Source organism: Denitratisoma sp. agr-D3, assembly GCF_054658675.1.
In genome coordinates, this window is sequence record NZ_BAAGIA010000002.1 from 597328 (window position 1) to 611318 (window position 13991).

Below are 13991 nucleotides of genomic sequence, written 5' to 3' on the forward strand. Positions count from 1 at the left end.
CGGGTAGTAAAGGTCATGCGGACGGCATGGAAGCCGGCGCTGGCAGCGGCTTTGCGCCGTTCAGGCGTGGCGCGGCAGGCGCGTTTCGACCCAGGCCAGCAGACGCTCGGTGGCGCCCCGGTGGCGGTCGCTGAAAGCCTGGGCGGCGGCGCCCATGGCTTGCCGCCGGGGGCCGTCCGCCAGTAGGGCGAGGGCGGTCGCGAGGGCGGCCGGGGCGTCGGCGGCCTGGAGCGCCGCCTTTTCCGCCAGGGCGTTGGCGGCGGCCTCGGCGAAATTGTAGGTGGAAGGCCCCAGTACCACGGGCTTACCCAGGGCGCAGGCCTCGATCAGGTTCTGGCTGCCGAAGTCGAGCAGGCTGCCGCCGATCACCGCCACGTCGCAGGCTTCGTAGTAGGCGAACATTTCCCCCAGGCTGTCCCCCAGCCAGACGTCCGTGCCCGCCGCCAGGGGCGATTCATCGGAGCGGAACTGCAAGGTCAGCCCGCGCTGGCGCACCAGGTCGGCCACTTCGTCGCGGCGCTGGGGGTGACGGGGCACCAGTGCCAGCAGCGCGTCGCCCCGCTCCAGTCGGCACCAGGCATCCAACAACAGGGCTTCTTCCCCTTCCCGGGTGCTGGCGCAGAGCAGCACCGGCCGGCTGCCCAGGCGCTGGCGGAAGGCTTGGCCCAGGGTCACCTGTTCGGCCGGGGGAGTGATGTCGAACTTGATGTTGCCGACGACGCTGACCTGCAAGGCGCCCAGTTGGGTCAGGCGGCGGGCATCGGCCTCGGCCTGGGCGGCGACGCCGGCCAGGCTGCCCAAGGCTTCGCGGGTGAGGGCGGCGAGACGGTCGTAGCGCTTGGCGGAGCGCTGGGACAGGCGGGCGTTGGCCAGCAGCAGGGGAATTTCGCGGGCGGCGCAGGCGGCGATCAGGTTGGGCCACAGCTCGGTTTCCATGATCAGGCCGAAGTCCGGCTGCCAGTGGTCGAGGAAGCGGGCCACGGCACCGGGGTAGTCGTAGGCCAGGTAGGCCCGGTCCACCTCGTCGCCGTACAGGGCGACGCCGGTTTCCCGGCCGGTGGGGGTCATGTGGGTGAGCAGGATGCGGTGCGTGGGGTAGCGTTGGCGCAGGGCCGCCACCAGGGGTTGGGCGGCGCGGGTCTCGCCCACTGAGACGGCGTGGATCCAGATCAGGGGACGACGTTGCCGCCGCGCCGGGTAGCGGCCGAAACGTTCTCCCCAGTGTTGGCGATATTCCGGTTGCAGGCGGGAACGCCACAGCAGGTGGAGCAGGATCCAGGGCAGCAGCAGCCAGAGCAGCAGGGTGTAGAGCAGGCGGGGCATCAGCGAAGGGGCGGAACGCCAGGCAGGGCGGCGAGGGCGTGGATCACCCGGGCCAGGTCGGGGGGCTGGCCCTTGCTCCCCAGGTTCACCGCCAGGGGGCCGGCATGAACGCCGGTGAGGCCGGGATTGGAGCCGGCAAACAGGGCCAGGGTAGGGCGGTGCAGGGCCGCCGCCAGGTGGGTGAGGCCGGTATCCAGGCCCACCACCAGGGCGGCGCCGGCGAACAGCCGGGCCAGGTCGGGCAGGCCCAGGGGCGGCGCCACCTGGGCATCGGGAATGGCGGCGGCGATGCGGGCGGCACGCTCCCGTTCGCGCGGGCTGCCCGCCGGCAGCAGGCAGGCGAGACCCCGTTGGTGCAGGTGTTGGCCGAGGGCGGCCCAGCGCGCTTCGGGCCACAGCTTGTCGTCCCGGGAGGTGGCGGTGAGCAGCACGGCGTGGGCTGCCGCGCCGCCTTGGGGCGATGGGGGCAACCAGTCCGCCGCCAGGGGCGCGGCGCGCAGGCCGTAGTCCAGGGGCAGGGGGGCGAGGTCATAGCCCAGGGCGGCGGCGGCCAGTTCCCGATTGCGTTCCACCGCATGGTGGCCCGGCGCGATGGCATAGCGGCGGTCGTAGCTGCGGGCAGCCAGGGGCTCCCGGGCCGAGGCGGCGTCCTGGCCGCAGCGCAGGCCGCCGGGGGCGAGGCGGGCGAGACGGACCAGCAGGGCGCTCTTGATCAGACCCTGGCTGTCGATCACCCGGTCGTAGGCCTGGGCTTGCAGTTCGTTGCGGAAGCGCCCCATCTCACGCCAGGTGGCGGCGGAGAACAGGTGGCGGCGCCAGCGCCGGATCGCCACCGGAATCACCCGGTCCACGCCGGGGTGGAGGCGGGGAATGGCGCTGAAGCCTTCCTCCACCAGCCAGTCGATGCGCGCCTCGGGGTGCTGCCGTTGCAGATCGCTGACCACCGGCAGGTTGTGGATCACATCCCCCAGGGACGAGGTTTTGACAAGGAGAATGCGCATGGCTGACCGGGGGCGGCGAAGCGGTCCGGTAGAATCGGAAAGAGCGAAATTATAGCCAAGACATGACTTCGACCCTGCCCCTGTCCGCCACTCTCATCACCAAGAACGCCGCCACGGTGCTGGCGGACTGCCTGGCCAGCCTGTCCTTTTGCGACGAAATCCTGGTGGTGGATTCCGGCAGCACCGACGGCACCCCGGACCTGGCGCGGCGCCTGGGCGCCCGGGTGATCGAGAGCGAATGGCGCGGCTTTGGTCCGCAAAAACAGTACGCCGTCAGCCAGGCCCGCCATGATTGGGTGCTTTGCCTCGACGCCGACGAGCGGGTCAGTCCCGCCCTGGCGGCCGCCATTGCCGCCGCCCTGGCCGCGCCCAGCGCCCAGGCCTACCGCTTCCCCCGCTGCAACCGGTTTCTCGGTCGCTACCTGCGCCACGGCGAGGGCTATCCCGATTGGAGTCTGCGTCTGTTCCACCGCGGCCATGGCCGCTGGTCCGATGACGCCGTCCATGAAAAAGTCGTGGTGGCAGGCCCGGTGGCCGAGCTGCGCGGCGATCTGCTGCACGACAGCGCCGAAACTTTGGAAAGCTACCTGTCCAAGCAGAATCGCTACACCAGCCTGGCGGCAGCCGAGGCCCTGGCCCGGGGCAAGGCCGCCGGCGCGGGGCGCCTGCTGCTTTCCCCCCTGTTCCGTTTCATCAAGTTCTATTTTCTGCGGCGCGGTTTTCTCGACGGCTTGCCGGGATTGATCCACATCCTCATCGGCTGTCAGAACAGTTTCGCCAAGTATGCCAAGATGTTGGAGGCGCGCCGGAGCAGTGGCGGCGAATCCTGATCGAGTGACGGGGAGGGACAATGGATAAGCGCGAAGCCTTTCAGGCCATGGCGGCGGACATGGCGCGGGGGATACAGGCCTTTCCCACCAATGCCCAGGTGGCCATGAAAGTCCGCCAGGCCCTGGACGATCCCGATTGCCATGTGGATGCCGCCGCGACCCTGGTCCAGGCCGAGCCGCTGTTGGCGGCCCGGGTGGTGGCCCTGGCCAATTCCGCCGCCTACAACCGTTCCGGCCGGGCCGTGACCGACATCCGCACGGCGGTGTCCCAGGTGGGATTCCGTACCCTGCGTTCCCTGGCCTCGGCCCTGGTGACCCGGCAACTGGCCAGCAACAACGAAGATCCCGCCGTCCAGGCCATGGCGGCCCAGTTGTGGGAGCACACGGCCCACGTGGCCGCCCTGGCCCACGTCATCGCCCGCCGGGTGACCCGCCTCGATCCCGAGACCGCCCTATTCGCCGGCCTGGTGCACGAAGTGGGCGGCTTCTACCTGCTGTCCCGGGCGGCGGATTTCCCCGGCCTGCTGGATGGCGACTTCAGCGAATGGGTGGACGAGGGTGAAACCCTGGTGGGCAGCGCGGTGCTCAAGGTGTTGGAAGTGCCGGCGGCGGTTCAGGAGGGCGTGCAGGGCTATTGGCACGGATTCCTTTCCCTGCCGCCGCTGACCCTGACCGACACCCTGCTCCTGGCGGAGGAACTGGCCCCGGTGCTGTCGCCGGTGCATCACTTGGCGGGCATGGATCCGTCCCTCGACCATCGTGCCGAGGTGGACCTGGTGCTGGGCAGCGAAACCCTCAGCAGCATTCTCGCGGAATCGGCCCAGGAGGTGGAATCCCTCACCGGCGCCTTGCAGTTCTAGGCGGGGCTACAGTTCCAGGGGATCCACGTCCAGGTGCCAGCGCAGGTCGCGGGGCGCCTTGAGGTCGTAGAGTTGCGCGCTCCACTGGCCGAGGAACTGTTGCAGGGCCGGGCGGCTCGGGGATTCCACCAGCAGTTGCGCCCGTTCCAGACTCATCAAGCGCACCATGCGCATCGGCACCGGGTCGTAGAGGCTGACGCCAGGCGGCAGCAGGGCTTCGGCCAGTTGCCGGGCCTCGCCGAGGAAGGCCAGGGATTGTTCCACCGTGCGCGCCTCGGCCCGCAGCAGGGCCTGGTGGGCGAAGGGCGGAAAGCCGGCGTCCTCCCGCTCCGTCAGTTGACTGCGGGCGAAGGCGGCGTAGTCGTGGTCGGCCAGGGCGCGGTACAGCTCGTGGTCCGGGTATTCGGTCTGGATCAGCACCTCGCCGGGCAGGTCGGCCCGACCGCTGCGGCCGCCCACCTGCATCAACTGGGCGAAGAGCCGTTCCGGGGCGCGGAAGTCGGCGGCGAACAAAGCCGCGTCGGCGCCCACGGCACCCACCAGCGTGAGCTTGGGAAAGTCGTGGCCCTTGGCCAGCATCTGGGTGCCGATCAGGATGTCCGCCTCACCGCCGTGGATGGCCTCCAACAGCGCCTGCCATTTCTTCGGGCTGTTGGCCGAGTCCCGGTCGATGCGCAGCACCCGGGCCTCGGGAAAGTGTTGTTGTAGGGCTTCTTCCAGGCGCTGGGTGCCACGACCGAAGGGCATGATGTCCTGGTTGCCGCAACTGGGGCAGGCCTTGGGGATGCCGGTTTCCAGACCGCAGTGGTGGCAGCGCAGGCGCTTGTCGGCCAGGTGCACCACCAGATTGGCGGCGCAGCGGCGGCAGCGGGAAATCCAGCCGCAGGCGGCACAGGCCAGCACCGGGGCGTAGCCGCGCCGGTTGAGGAAGACCAGGCTCTGCTCGCCCCGTTCCAGCCGGGTGCCGATGGCGGCCAGCAGTTCGGCGCTCATGCCATCCTGTAGTTTTTGGCGACGGGTGTCGATGACCCGCACCGTGGGCATGGTCTCGGCCACGGCCCGCTGGGCCAGGAGCAGATAACCATAACGACCCGTGGTGCCATGGTGGTAGGTCTCCAGGCTCGGCGTGGCGGAGCCCAGCACGATCGGCACGTCCCGCTGCTTGGCGCGGTAGATGGCCACGTCCCGGGCCGAATAGCGCAGGCCATCCTGTTGTTTGAAGGAGGCGTCGTGCTCCTCGTCCACCACGATCAGGCCGAGGCGGGGCAGGGGCATGAAGACCGATAGCCGGGTGCCCAGCACGATGTCGGCCTTGCCTTCCAGGGCGTCGAGAAAGCCCCGTGCCCGGGCCGCGTCGGCCACGCCGCTGTGGGCGGCGACGATGCGGGCATTGGGAAAGCGGGCGGCGACCCGGCCCTGCAACTGGGGCGTGAGGGCGATTTCCGGCACCAGCATCAGGGCCTGCTTGCCGGCGGCGAGGACTTCCTCGATGGCGTGCAGATAGACCTCGGTCTTGCCGCTGCCGGTGACGCCGTGGAGCAACAGGGTTTCAAACCCCGTGGTGCGGGTGATGGCGGCCACGGCCCGTTGCTGTTCCTCGGTGAGCTGGGGCCGGGCCGGGGGCGGCACTTCCTTGTGAGGCTTGTCCTTCAGGGCCCGGGGCAGCTTGCCCTTGCGCAGCAGGGGCGGCAGGGCGAAGTTCATCACTTCGCCGAGGGGGTGCTGGTAGTAGCGGGCGCAGAACTCGGTGAGGGCAATCCAGTCCGGCGGCAGGGGCGGCATGTCCCGCAGGATTTCATCCACCGGTTTGAGTTTGTCCGCCGGTTGGTCGCTTTCCGCCAGCAGATCCAGGATGAGGCCGATCTTCTCGCCCCGGCCGAAGGGAACCTTCACCCGCAGGCCGATTTCATCGCCGACGAGGCCTTCTGCCCGGTAATCGAACAGGCGGGGCAGGGGGACGTCGAGGGCGACCCGGACAATCGCCGAGGCGGCAGAAGGGGTTGCCGTCGCAAGCTCGACTTCACTTTCCTTTTTGATGCTAACCCCCTGCCGGAAAAGGACTTCTAAGTTGCTAACAGAAACTGTGGATAACTTTGTGAATTATGACGGGGCCAGGGGGCTAAGTATTGGGCCCACAAGGCGATTTCTTAAATTGCGCAACAATTCAGCAACATTAAATTCAAACAAAATCAATGACTTGATTTGTTTTCCTTAAAACGGGGCATGTTTCTCCCCCCGTTTTAGGGGGTGGCCCCAATTCTGTGCATAAGTCCAGGTTTTTGGTGCGATGCATCGATGCCGCCCGGTGACTGGACGGGCGGGCTTGTCAAGGGTTTCAAGCAGTCGTTGGGACTATTTTTTTCGGCTGTGCTTATGCACGGTATCCACCAGCACCGCCACATTTTCGGGCGGGGTGAACTGGTTGATGCCATGGCCCAGGTTGAAGACGTGCCCCCCCTGACTGCCGTCGCCGAAACTGTCGAGGACGCGCTTGGCCTCCGCCGCCACCGCTTCGGGCGTGGCGAACAGGCTGAAGGGGTCCATGTTGCCTTGCAGGGCCACCTTGTCGCCGACGCGGCGGCGGGCGGCGCCGATGTCGGTGGTCCAGTCCAGGCCCACGGCGTCGCAGCCGATGGCGGCGATGTCCTCCAGCCACTGGCCGCCGCCCTTGGTGAAGACGATGCTGGGAATGCGCTCGCCGTCCCAGGTCTTGTGCAGGCCGGCGACGATTTGCTGCATGTATTGCAGGGAGAACTCCTGGTAGGCCGCGTGGGACAGGGCGCCGCCCCAGGTGTCGAAGATCTGCACCGCCTGGGCGCCGGCTTCGATCTGGGCATTGAGGTAGGCGGTCACTGCGTCGGCGTTGATCTTGAGGATGCGGTGCAGCAGGTCGGGCCGGCTGTAGAGCATGGTCTTGACGGTGCGGAAGTCGTCGGAGCTGCCGCCTTCCACCATGTAGCAGGCCAGGGTGAAGGGGCTGCCGGAAAAGCCGATGAGGGGCACGCTGCCGTCCAGGGCGCGGCGGATTTCCGCCACGGCGTCCATCACGTAGCGCAGGTGCACGTTGGGGTCCGGGGCTTCCAGGTCGCGGATGGCCCACTCTTCCCGCAGGGGACGTTCGAACTTGGGACCCTCGCCCTCGGCGAAGTAGAGCCCCAGGCCCATGGCGTCGGGCACGGTGAGGATGTCGGAGAACAGGATGGCCGCGTCCAGGTTGTAGCGGGTCAGGGGTTGCAGGGTGACCTCGCAGGCCAGGGCCGGGTTCTTGCACAAATCGAGGAAGCTGCCGGCCCGCTTGCGGGTTTCGCAATACTCGGGCAGGTAGCGGCCCGCCTGGCGCATCAGCCAGAGGGGGGTGTAATCGACGGGTTGCCGCAGCAGGGCACGGAGGAAGGTGTCGTTCTTGGGGCGGGCCATGGGGGCTCCCGGAGCAGTAAAACCTGGGATTTTACCCGTGGCGGGCAGCGTCGCCGCGCACTGATTGAAAAGCCGACACCAGCCTCATCCCCGGGGGCGGAATGCTGGTGTCGGCAACGACCGACCGGCGCCGGGGAAGGCCGGTCCGGGCCGGAGGAAGACTCAGCGGATGGCGGCCGTCAGGCGGGCGATGGTGTCGTCGAACAGGCCGAACAGATCCTTGGCCTGCTCGTCGCCGCCCACGGTGAAAGGCAGCACCACCACGGGCGTGCCGGTCTTTTGCGAGAACCACTCGGCCGGGCGGGCCGGGTTGTAGGCGGCGCGGATCACGGCCTTGGGCTGCTGGGCGGCGACGCGGCCGGCCAGTTCGCCGAGCCAGGCCACGGACGGCTCCATGCCCGGCTTGGGCTCCAGGGTGCCCACTTCCTTGATGCCCAGCCAGTCGTAGAGATAGGCCCAGGCCTTGTGCTGGCTCACCACGGTCTTGCCGCGCAGCGGGGCCGCCGCCGCTTCCCAGCGGACGATGGCCTTCTGCCAGCGCTCGGCGAAGGCTTTGTAGTTGGCCTGGTAGGTGGCGGCGTTGGCGCCATCCAGGTCCGACAGGCGCTTGGCCAGGGCCTCGCCGATCTTGAGGAAGTTGCGCGGATCGGTCTGGATGTGGGGATTGCCGGCGGCATGGACGTCGCCGTCGGCCCGGTCGAGGCGGGTGGGTACTTCCAGCATGCGCACATGCAGGTAGGCCTCGAAATAGCCGGGCTGGCCCGGCTGGGTCTTGCCGTTGCCGGATTCGCGCAGGGCCAGGGGCAACCAGCCGATTTCCAGCTCGGCGCCGGTGGCCACCACCAGGTCGGCGTTGCGCAGGCGGGCGATCAGGGACGGCTTGGCTTCCACCCGGTGGGGATCTTGCAGCCCCGAGGTGGCGGCGAAGACCTTCACCTTGTCGCCGCCGATTTCCTGGGTCAGGGCGGCCCATTCGGGCACGGTGGCGAAGACGTTGAGGGCGGCCAGGGCCGGCAGGGCGATCAGGCTGCCCACGAGGCCGACGAGGCCGGCGAGAAAGAGCGACAGGGATTTCTTCATGATGGCTTCCTTTAGTACTTGTGGGCGCCGTGGGCGCCGAGGCTGACGATGTAGTGCAGCCATATCTGGTTGTCGGCTTCGCCGCTGCGGGACTTGTCGCGGGCGTATTGCAGCCGGATCAGGGAGAACTCGGAGGGCGACCAGTCCACCATCACCGTGTTGCGGCTGGGGTCGTGGCGGGCCAGGATCGGCAGGTCGGCGCTGTTCAGGTTGGCCCCCAGGTTCACGTTGCCGTAGTCGAGACGGTCGTAGCGATAACCGGTGCGCCAGGTGGGGGCGAACTTGTAGACGGCCTGGGCATACCAGCCGGATTGGCGGCTGTCGAGGCTGTCGGAGATGCCGCCGGTGCAGTTGCTGGCGTTGGCGGTGTCCTTGTCGGCGCAGGTCAGGGTGCCGTTTTCCTGGCGGCGGAAGTATTCGCCCTGGACCTTCAGGTAACGCTGGCTGGGGTCGCCGTTGGGCGCCCATTTCCAGACGCCGTCCGCGATCCAGGTCTTGCTGGTGCCGCTGAAGGTGTTGGCGGTGGCCACGCCGTTGGCGTCGCTGTCGTCGTAGCTACGGCCCTGGGGCTTGCTGCCGACGAAGGACAGGCCGGCGCGCCAGGAATGCTCGATGCCCACGTCGCCGCCCACGTGGGCGAACACGCTGCCGGTGGTGAAGCCGTTCTTGTTGCGGTTGGTGCTGGGGAAGCTGCCGCCCTTGCCGCCCTCGACGCCGAACTCAAGGAAGGTGTCGGTGGGGGCCAGCCATTTCAACTGTACTCCCTCGCCCTTCATCTGACCGCCGAAGAAGGCCTTGTAGGCCAGGGGCGCATCGGAAAAATCCCAGGCGTGGGCATGCTGCTCGTTGATGTAGCCGACGCCGGAGAAGAAGCGCCCGGCCTTCAGGTTGAAGCCGTTGGACAGGCCCAGGGTCTGGATGAAGCCTTCCTCCACGGTGGGCGAGGCGCCTTCTTCGGGGGGAATGGCGAGCACCATCTTGCCGCGGAAGTAGCTGTCGATGTTCGACTCCACCACCAGTTCCGACTCGCCCAGGTTGAAGCCCCGGGCCGGCGGCGCCACTTCGCCGTTGGAGGGGACGAAGCCGTTGATGGCGTAGGGACGATTGTTGGCGTTTGCCTTAATGTTGTTGTACATGCCCGACAGGATCAGGGATACGGCGGGGTTGAAGGCCGCTTCGTTGCTGGGGCGGGCGGTGGCTGCCACCGAGGCCGCCTGGGCTGTCGCCGTGGCGCTGCTGGCCGCCTGGGCGGCTTCGCTGGCCTGATTCTGGGCCTTGCCGGCGGTGGTTTCCGCCTGGGCCAGACGTTGCTCCAGGGCGTTGATGCGGGATTCGTAGCTGTTGCGCATGCGCGCGATTTCTTCCTTCAGGGCCTTCAGGCCGGCACTGTCGGCGGCCAGGGCCGGCGCGGAAAAGAGGGGCAGGGCGACCATCATCGCCCAGCAGGTGCGGGGTTGGAACATGGAGATTCTCCAAAGCAATGAACAACGCCATCCGCGTGGGCGGATGGAACGGCGTGGTCGGGACTTCAGAGGGGGAGTGGCGGCGCCCGGGCGCGGAGGGTGACGATGCCGGCGCTGCTGCGGGCGACGGCGATGGCCGGGGTGCGGACGTGGGCCGCCCCGGCGGCGGGAAGCTGCCAGGTCGGACTGGCAGCGAAACTATCCAGGGCGGAAAAGGCGATGCAGGTGGTGCAGGCGTGGGACAGGCTCAGGGCCGCGCCATGGCCGTCCTCGTTCTGCTGGATGGCGCTCTGGGCCGCCGCCCCGGTGTGGCCGATCATGTGCGCCAAGGCGGCCTGCTGGGCTAGGACCAGGAGCAGGGCGGCGAGGAGCGCGATGAAGGGACGGGGCAGGCGTTTCATGGAGGCGGCATCAGACCACAGTCGGTGACGGGAATCAACCCAGGGCGGCGGGATGGGTATCATGCCTCAAATGCAACATTGTTGCAAAAGCAATTTTGTTGTGTTTCAATCGACCAATCATGATCGACGCCATCGAAAACACCTCCCCGGCGGACCTGCTGCGGGCCAGCGGCGCCCGGGTGACCGCCGGGCGCACCCGCGTCCTGGCGCTGTTGCGGGGTGCCCCCCATCCCGTCAGTCACGGCGAACTGGAGTCGGCCCTTGCCCAGGACGGGCAACCCGGCCTGGACCGGGTGACCCTGTACCGCATCCTCGACGACTTCATCGCCCGGGGCCTGGCCCTCAAGGCCGCCGACGCCCGGGGCGTGTTCCGCTACTCCGCCGTGGAGCCCGCGGCGGACCATGGCAGCCATGCCCATTTCCGTTGCAGCGAATGCGGCCGGGTGTTCTGCCTCGACGTGCCGCGGCCGACGCCGCCGACCCTGCCTCCAGGGTTCCGTCTCGACCGGATGGAGTTGGACATCCGCGGCGTGTGTGCCCGCTGCAATGCCGGCGGGGCGGGGGCATGACCTCCCTGTTCAACCTGTCGCCCTTCTGGCAGGCCCTGGCGGGCAGCCTGCTGGGCGGCTTCCTGAGCATGGCGGCGGCGGCCTGTTTCACCTTCGCCCTGCCCCGCCGCTGGATCGTGCGCCTAGTCAGTTTTTCCGCCGGCCTGCTGCTGGCCGTGGCCTTGCTGGACCTGCTGCCGGAGGCCGTGGCGTCGGGCATGACCATGGAGCGGCTGGGCCTGTGGTTGTTGCTCGGCCTGGTGGGGCTGTATCTGCTGGAACGCAGCGCCCTGTGGCGCCACGACCACGCCGGGGAGGCGGGCCACCATCACGATCAGAGCGTGCCGCCCCTGCTGATCATGAGTGGCGACACCCTGCACAACTTCACCGACGGCGTCCTCCTGGCGGCGGCGTTCCTGGTGGATCCAGCCCTGGGCTGGAGCACGGCCCTGGCGGTGGCCGCCCACGAGGTTCCCCAGGAAGTGGGGGATTTCGTTCTGTTGCGGGAAGCGGGCTGGAGCCGGGGCCGGGCCTTTTTCTGGAACGCCGTTTCCAGCCTGGGTTCCGTCCTCGGCATGGTGGTGGGCTGGGTCTGGCTGGAACAGGCCAGGGACTGGCTGCCCGTGGTCATGACCCTGGCCGCCGCCAGTTTTCTGTATATCGCCGTCAGCGACCTGCTGCCCTGGCTCAAGCGGCAACGGGAAGGCGTGGCCTGGCAGGCCGGGCTGCTGGCCAGCGGCGTCGGCGCGGTGATGGCCGGTGCCACCTGGTTCCATTGACGGACCACGGGCGATGAGGACGACGGTCAAGTTCCCCTGGGTCTGGCTGCTGGCATTGCTGGTGTGCCTGGTGCAGCAGGGGGCGGTGCTCCACGGTCTTTCCCACGGCCTGGAAACCCTGGCTGGAAGCCAGAACGGTGCAGTGCAAAGCCTGTCCCTTCTGGTTGACGATGGTCCGGGCGAACCCGACGATGCCCTCTGCCTCACCTGTGTCGCCCTGAATTGTTTTTCCGCCCTGGCCCTTGCGGCGTGCTTCCTTTGTCCCGTCGCTCAACGACGGGAGGTGCTTGCCCGCTGGCGCTGGCGACGGTTGTCCCAGCGCCATTCTCCCCGCACCCGGGCCCGTTCTCCGCCGCTTACCTCCGCCGCTTTCTAAGCCGCGCCCATCCCGTCGTCGCTTCATCGCGCCGATCTCTGGGCAGGGGCTTAGTCATCCGTGTTTCCTTTGTTGCCTTGCCTGCCTGGAATGTCGATCCCGACGGGACACAGGCGACAAAGGGAGAAGACGCCACACCGGCCCAAAGGGGCCGCCGTCGGAGCAAGGCCATGAACGATTACCGCATTCCCGTCACCGTCCTCACCGGGTTTCTCGGCGCAGGAAAAACCACGCTGCTCAACCACTGGGTCAAGCAAGACGCCATGGCCGACGTGGCCGTGCTGATCAACGAGTTCGGCGAAGTGGGGCTCGACCACCTGCTGGTGGAAAAGGTGGAGGACGACATGGTCCTCCTGGATTCCGGCTGCATCTGCTGCACGGTGCGGGGCGACTTGTCCCGGGCTTTGGAGGAACTGTTCCAGCGCCGGCTGCAAAAAAAGATCGCCGGGCTCAAGCGGGTGGTGATCGAAACCACCGGCCTGGCCGATCCGGCGCCAGTGATCTACACCCTGATGGAAGATTTCCCCATCGCCGAGCGCTACCGCCTGGACGGCGTCGTCAGTGCCGTGGATGTGAACTTCATCGCCGGCCAGTTGGCGGACTACCCCGAGGCGGTGCGGCAAGTCACCATGGCTGATCGCCTGCTGCTGACCAAGTGCGACCTGGCCACGGCGGAGGTCATTGCCGGCGCGGGGCGGCAGTTGTCCCGCCTCAACCCCGGGGCAGCCCAGATCCACGTCCATCGCGGCCAATGCGCCGCGGAGTCGGTGCTCAACTGCGGCCTCTATCAGGTGGCCCAAAAGCCAGATGAGGTGGCGGCCTGGCTCGGCGTGGAGGCGGCCAAGGCGAGCCGGAGCGGCGGACACCACCATCACCACCACGACGTGAATCGCCACGGCGACAAGATCGAGGCCCATGTGCTGCGCATTGAGCAGCCCCTCAAGTGGGGGGAGTTCTCCACTGCCCTCGACGTGCTGCACACCACCCTGGGCCAGGGGATTTTGCGCATGAAAGGCCTGGTCAATGTGGCCGGGGAGGAGCAACCCCGGGTGGTGCATGGGGTGCAGCATGTGCGCTATCCCCACGGCACCCTGCCCTCCTGGCCGGACGCGGACCGGACCACAAGGCTGGTGTTCATCGTCCGGGATTTCCGTCGGGAATGGCTGGAACGGGCCTTCGAGATGTTTTGCAAAACATCGGTGCTGCCCGAGGAAGCGGCGGAAGTCGGCACGGAGGCGGAGCTGCCATGAATGTCCGCGATCCCTTGGTCCCGCCCGGGGCGGCAACCCACCGCGCCGAAAATTTGCTGGCACTGACCGCCATTTTCGAGCCCGAGGTCCAGGCGGTGCATTGGCCGCGCCGGGCCAAGGGCGATGTGCTGGCCTATCTGGCGGAGGCCGCCCGCCATGGCCGCCTGGGCCGGGGCCTGCGACAGACCGTGGCCCAGGATGCCGCGCCGGACTTGACCGACCTGCCCGACTTGCCCGGCCGCGCCGCCCTGGCCGCCGAGGTGGCCACCCTGTGCGCGATTTACGGCGACTTGCTGGGCTGTCCCGCCATCGGCCTGCGCATCGAGGTGGTGGATGGGGCCATGTGTCCTCGCTTCCACGTGGATCGCACCGGTATCCGCCTGGTGTGCACCTGGCGCGGCAGCGGCACCGAATGGGTGGACGACCCAGGCCTGGATCGCGCCCGCCTGGGGCTGGGCAGCGGCGGCCTGGCCGACGAGCAGAGCGGCCTGCTGTCGGTCGCCGCCACCATCCACCAGGCTCAGGCCTTCGACGTCGTCCTGCTCAAGGGGTGCCTCTGGCAGGGCAACGAGGGCTGCGGCGCGGTGCACCGCTCGCCGGCGGTCACGCCGATTCAGGCGCCGCGGGTGCTTTTGGCCCTGGACGCCCTGTGGGAGGACTGAC

Annotated in this window: 14 protein-coding genes; 7 read left to right on the forward strand and 7 right to left on the reverse strand. The window is 68.1% G+C overall.

From position 1 onward, the window contains the following. Positions 1 to 60: 60 nt before the first annotated feature. Together waaA and waaC are read right to left on the reverse strand one after the other, a co-directional pair. Positions 61 to 1323 carry a lipid IV(A) 3-deoxy-D-manno-octulosonic acid transferase gene (gene waaA / locus ACYQ2U_RS07800; RefSeq protein WP_459949795.1) on the reverse strand — a complete coding sequence of 421 codons (1263 nt, stop codon included), beginning with the start codon at positions 1321 to 1323 and terminating at the stop codon, positions 61 to 63. Then, entirely contained in the window at positions 1323 to 2324 is a 1002-nt protein-coding gene (gene waaC / locus ACYQ2U_RS07805) for a lipopolysaccharide heptosyltransferase I (RefSeq protein WP_459949796.1), read from the reverse strand. Before waaC ends, waaA begins: the two co-directional genes overlap by 1 nt. A 62-nt stretch (positions 2325 to 2386) precedes the next feature. Here waaC and ACYQ2U_RS07810 point away from each other — a divergent pair, with 62 nt between their 5' ends. Beyond that, on the forward strand, positions 2387 to 3154 hold the full coding sequence (locus ACYQ2U_RS07810; RefSeq protein ID WP_459949797.1) for a glycosyltransferase family 2 protein: 768 nt from the start codon (positions 2387 to 2389) through the stop codon (positions 3152 to 3154). A gap of 20 nt (positions 3155 to 3174) precedes the next feature. Next, the gene (locus ACYQ2U_RS07815; RefSeq protein ID WP_459949798.1) at positions 3175 to 4014 is read left to right on the forward strand and encodes an HDOD domain-containing protein; all 840 of its coding nucleotides are present in this window, start codon (positions 3175 to 3177) and stop codon (positions 4012 to 4014) included. A 6-nt stretch (positions 4015 to 4020) separates the two neighbouring features. Here ACYQ2U_RS07815 and ACYQ2U_RS07820 read toward each other — a convergent pair whose 3' ends face one another. The 5 genes from ACYQ2U_RS07820 to ACYQ2U_RS07840 all read right to left on the reverse strand — a co-directional run bounded on the left by ACYQ2U_RS07820 (position 4021) and on the right by ACYQ2U_RS07840 (position 10375). After that, positions 4021 to 6051, reverse strand: coding sequence for a primosomal protein N' (locus ACYQ2U_RS07820; protein ID WP_459949937.1), 2031 nt, complete (start codon positions 6049 to 6051; stop codon positions 4021 to 4023). Positions 6052 to 6366: 315 nt separating this feature from the next. Further along, complete coding sequence (gene hemE, locus ACYQ2U_RS07825) at positions 6367 to 7431, reverse strand: uroporphyrinogen decarboxylase (protein WP_459949799.1); 1065 nt, start codon at positions 7429 to 7431, stop codon at positions 6367 to 6369. Between the two features lie 162 nt (positions 7432 to 7593). Further along, a complete protein-coding gene (locus tag ACYQ2U_RS07830) occupies positions 7594 to 8511 on the reverse strand; it encodes a metal ABC transporter substrate-binding protein (protein WP_459949800.1) in 918 nt (305 codons plus the stop codon). Positions 8512 to 8522: 11 nt separating this feature from the next. Beyond that, positions 8523 to 9974 (reverse strand): hypothetical protein, encoded by a 1452-nt coding sequence (locus tag ACYQ2U_RS07835; protein ID WP_459949801.1) that lies wholly within the window; start codon positions 9972 to 9974, stop codon positions 8523 to 8525. A gap of 65 nt (positions 9975 to 10039) precedes the next feature. Beyond that, a complete protein-coding gene (locus ACYQ2U_RS07840) occupies positions 10040 to 10375 on the reverse strand; it encodes a hypothetical protein (protein WP_459949802.1) in 336 nt (111 codons plus the stop codon). Between the two features lie 119 nt (positions 10376 to 10494). Between ACYQ2U_RS07840 and ACYQ2U_RS07845 the strand changes: the two genes are divergently transcribed. The 5 genes from ACYQ2U_RS07845 to ACYQ2U_RS07865 all read left to right on the forward strand — a co-directional run bounded on the left by ACYQ2U_RS07845 (position 10495) and on the right by ACYQ2U_RS07865 (position 13990). Next, complete coding sequence (locus tag ACYQ2U_RS07845) at positions 10495 to 10944, forward strand: Fur family transcriptional regulator (protein WP_459949803.1); 450 nt, start codon at positions 10495 to 10497, stop codon at positions 10942 to 10944. Beyond that, the gene (locus ACYQ2U_RS07850) at positions 10941 to 11702 is read left to right on the forward strand and encodes a ZIP family metal transporter (RefSeq protein ID WP_459949804.1); all 762 of its coding nucleotides are present in this window, start codon (positions 10941 to 10943) and stop codon (positions 11700 to 11702) included. Before ACYQ2U_RS07845 ends, ACYQ2U_RS07850 begins: the two co-directional genes overlap by 4 nt. Before the next feature lie 13 nt (positions 11703 to 11715). Then, positions 11716 to 12078, forward strand: coding sequence for a hypothetical protein (locus tag ACYQ2U_RS07855; RefSeq protein WP_459949805.1), 363 nt, complete (start codon positions 11716 to 11718; stop codon positions 12076 to 12078). Between the two features lie 170 nt (positions 12079 to 12248). Further along, the gene (locus ACYQ2U_RS07860) at positions 12249 to 13328 is read left to right on the forward strand and encodes a CobW family GTP-binding protein (protein WP_459949806.1); all 1080 of its coding nucleotides are present in this window, start codon (positions 12249 to 12251) and stop codon (positions 13326 to 13328) included. After that, positions 13325 to 13990: a DUF1826 domain-containing protein gene (locus ACYQ2U_RS07865; RefSeq protein ID WP_459949807.1), complete on the forward strand. Its 666-nt coding sequence runs from the start codon at positions 13325 to 13327 to the stop codon at positions 13988 to 13990. The genes ACYQ2U_RS07860 and ACYQ2U_RS07865 overlap by 4 nt, the downstream gene beginning before the upstream one ends. Position 13991 lies beyond the last annotated feature (1 nt).

Excerpts from the sequence above, each read along its gene's own strand:
- waaC (WP_459949796.1), bottom strand. The coding sequence starts at position 2,324 with ATGCGCATTCTCCTTGTCAAAACCTCGTCCCTGGGGGATGTGATCCAC.
- ACYQ2U_RS07835 (WP_459949801.1), bottom strand. The coding sequence starts at position 9,974 with ATGTTCCAACCCCGCACCTGCTGGGCGATGATGGTCGCCCTGCCCCTC.
- ACYQ2U_RS07810 (WP_459949797.1), top strand. The coding sequence starts at position 2,387 with ATGACTTCGACCCTGCCCCTGTCCGCCACTCTCATCACCAAGAACGCC.
- ACYQ2U_RS07860 (WP_459949806.1), top strand. The coding sequence starts at position 12,249 with ATGAACGATTACCGCATTCCCGTCACCGTCCTCACCGGGTTTCTCGGC.
- ACYQ2U_RS07815 (WP_459949798.1), top strand. The coding sequence starts at position 3,175 with ATGGATAAGCGCGAAGCCTTTCAGGCCATGGCGGCGGACATGGCGCGG.
- ACYQ2U_RS07830 (WP_459949800.1), bottom strand. The coding sequence starts at position 8,511 with ATGAAGAAATCCCTGTCGCTCTTTCTCGCCGGCCTCGTCGGCCTCGTG.
- ACYQ2U_RS07865 (WP_459949807.1), top strand. The coding sequence starts at position 13,325 with ATGAATGTCCGCGATCCCTTGGTCCCGCCCGGGGCGGCAACCCACCGC.
- ACYQ2U_RS07845 (WP_459949803.1), top strand. The coding sequence starts at position 10,495 with ATGATCGACGCCATCGAAAACACCTCCCCGGCGGACCTGCTGCGGGCC.
- ACYQ2U_RS07850 (WP_459949804.1), top strand. The coding sequence starts at position 10,941 with ATGACCTCCCTGTTCAACCTGTCGCCCTTCTGGCAGGCCCTGGCGGGC.
- ACYQ2U_RS07855 (WP_459949805.1), top strand. The coding sequence starts at position 11,716 with ATGAGGACGACGGTCAAGTTCCCCTGGGTCTGGCTGCTGGCATTGCTG.
- waaA (WP_459949795.1), bottom strand. The coding sequence starts at position 1,323 with ATGCCCCGCCTGCTCTACACCCTGCTGCTCTGGCTGCTGCTGCCCTGG.
- hemE (WP_459949799.1), bottom strand. The coding sequence starts at position 7,431 with ATGGCCCGCCCCAAGAACGACACCTTCCTCCGTGCCCTGCTGCGGCAA.
- ACYQ2U_RS07840 (WP_459949802.1), bottom strand. The coding sequence starts at position 10,375 with ATGAAACGCCTGCCCCGTCCCTTCATCGCGCTCCTCGCCGCCCTGCTC.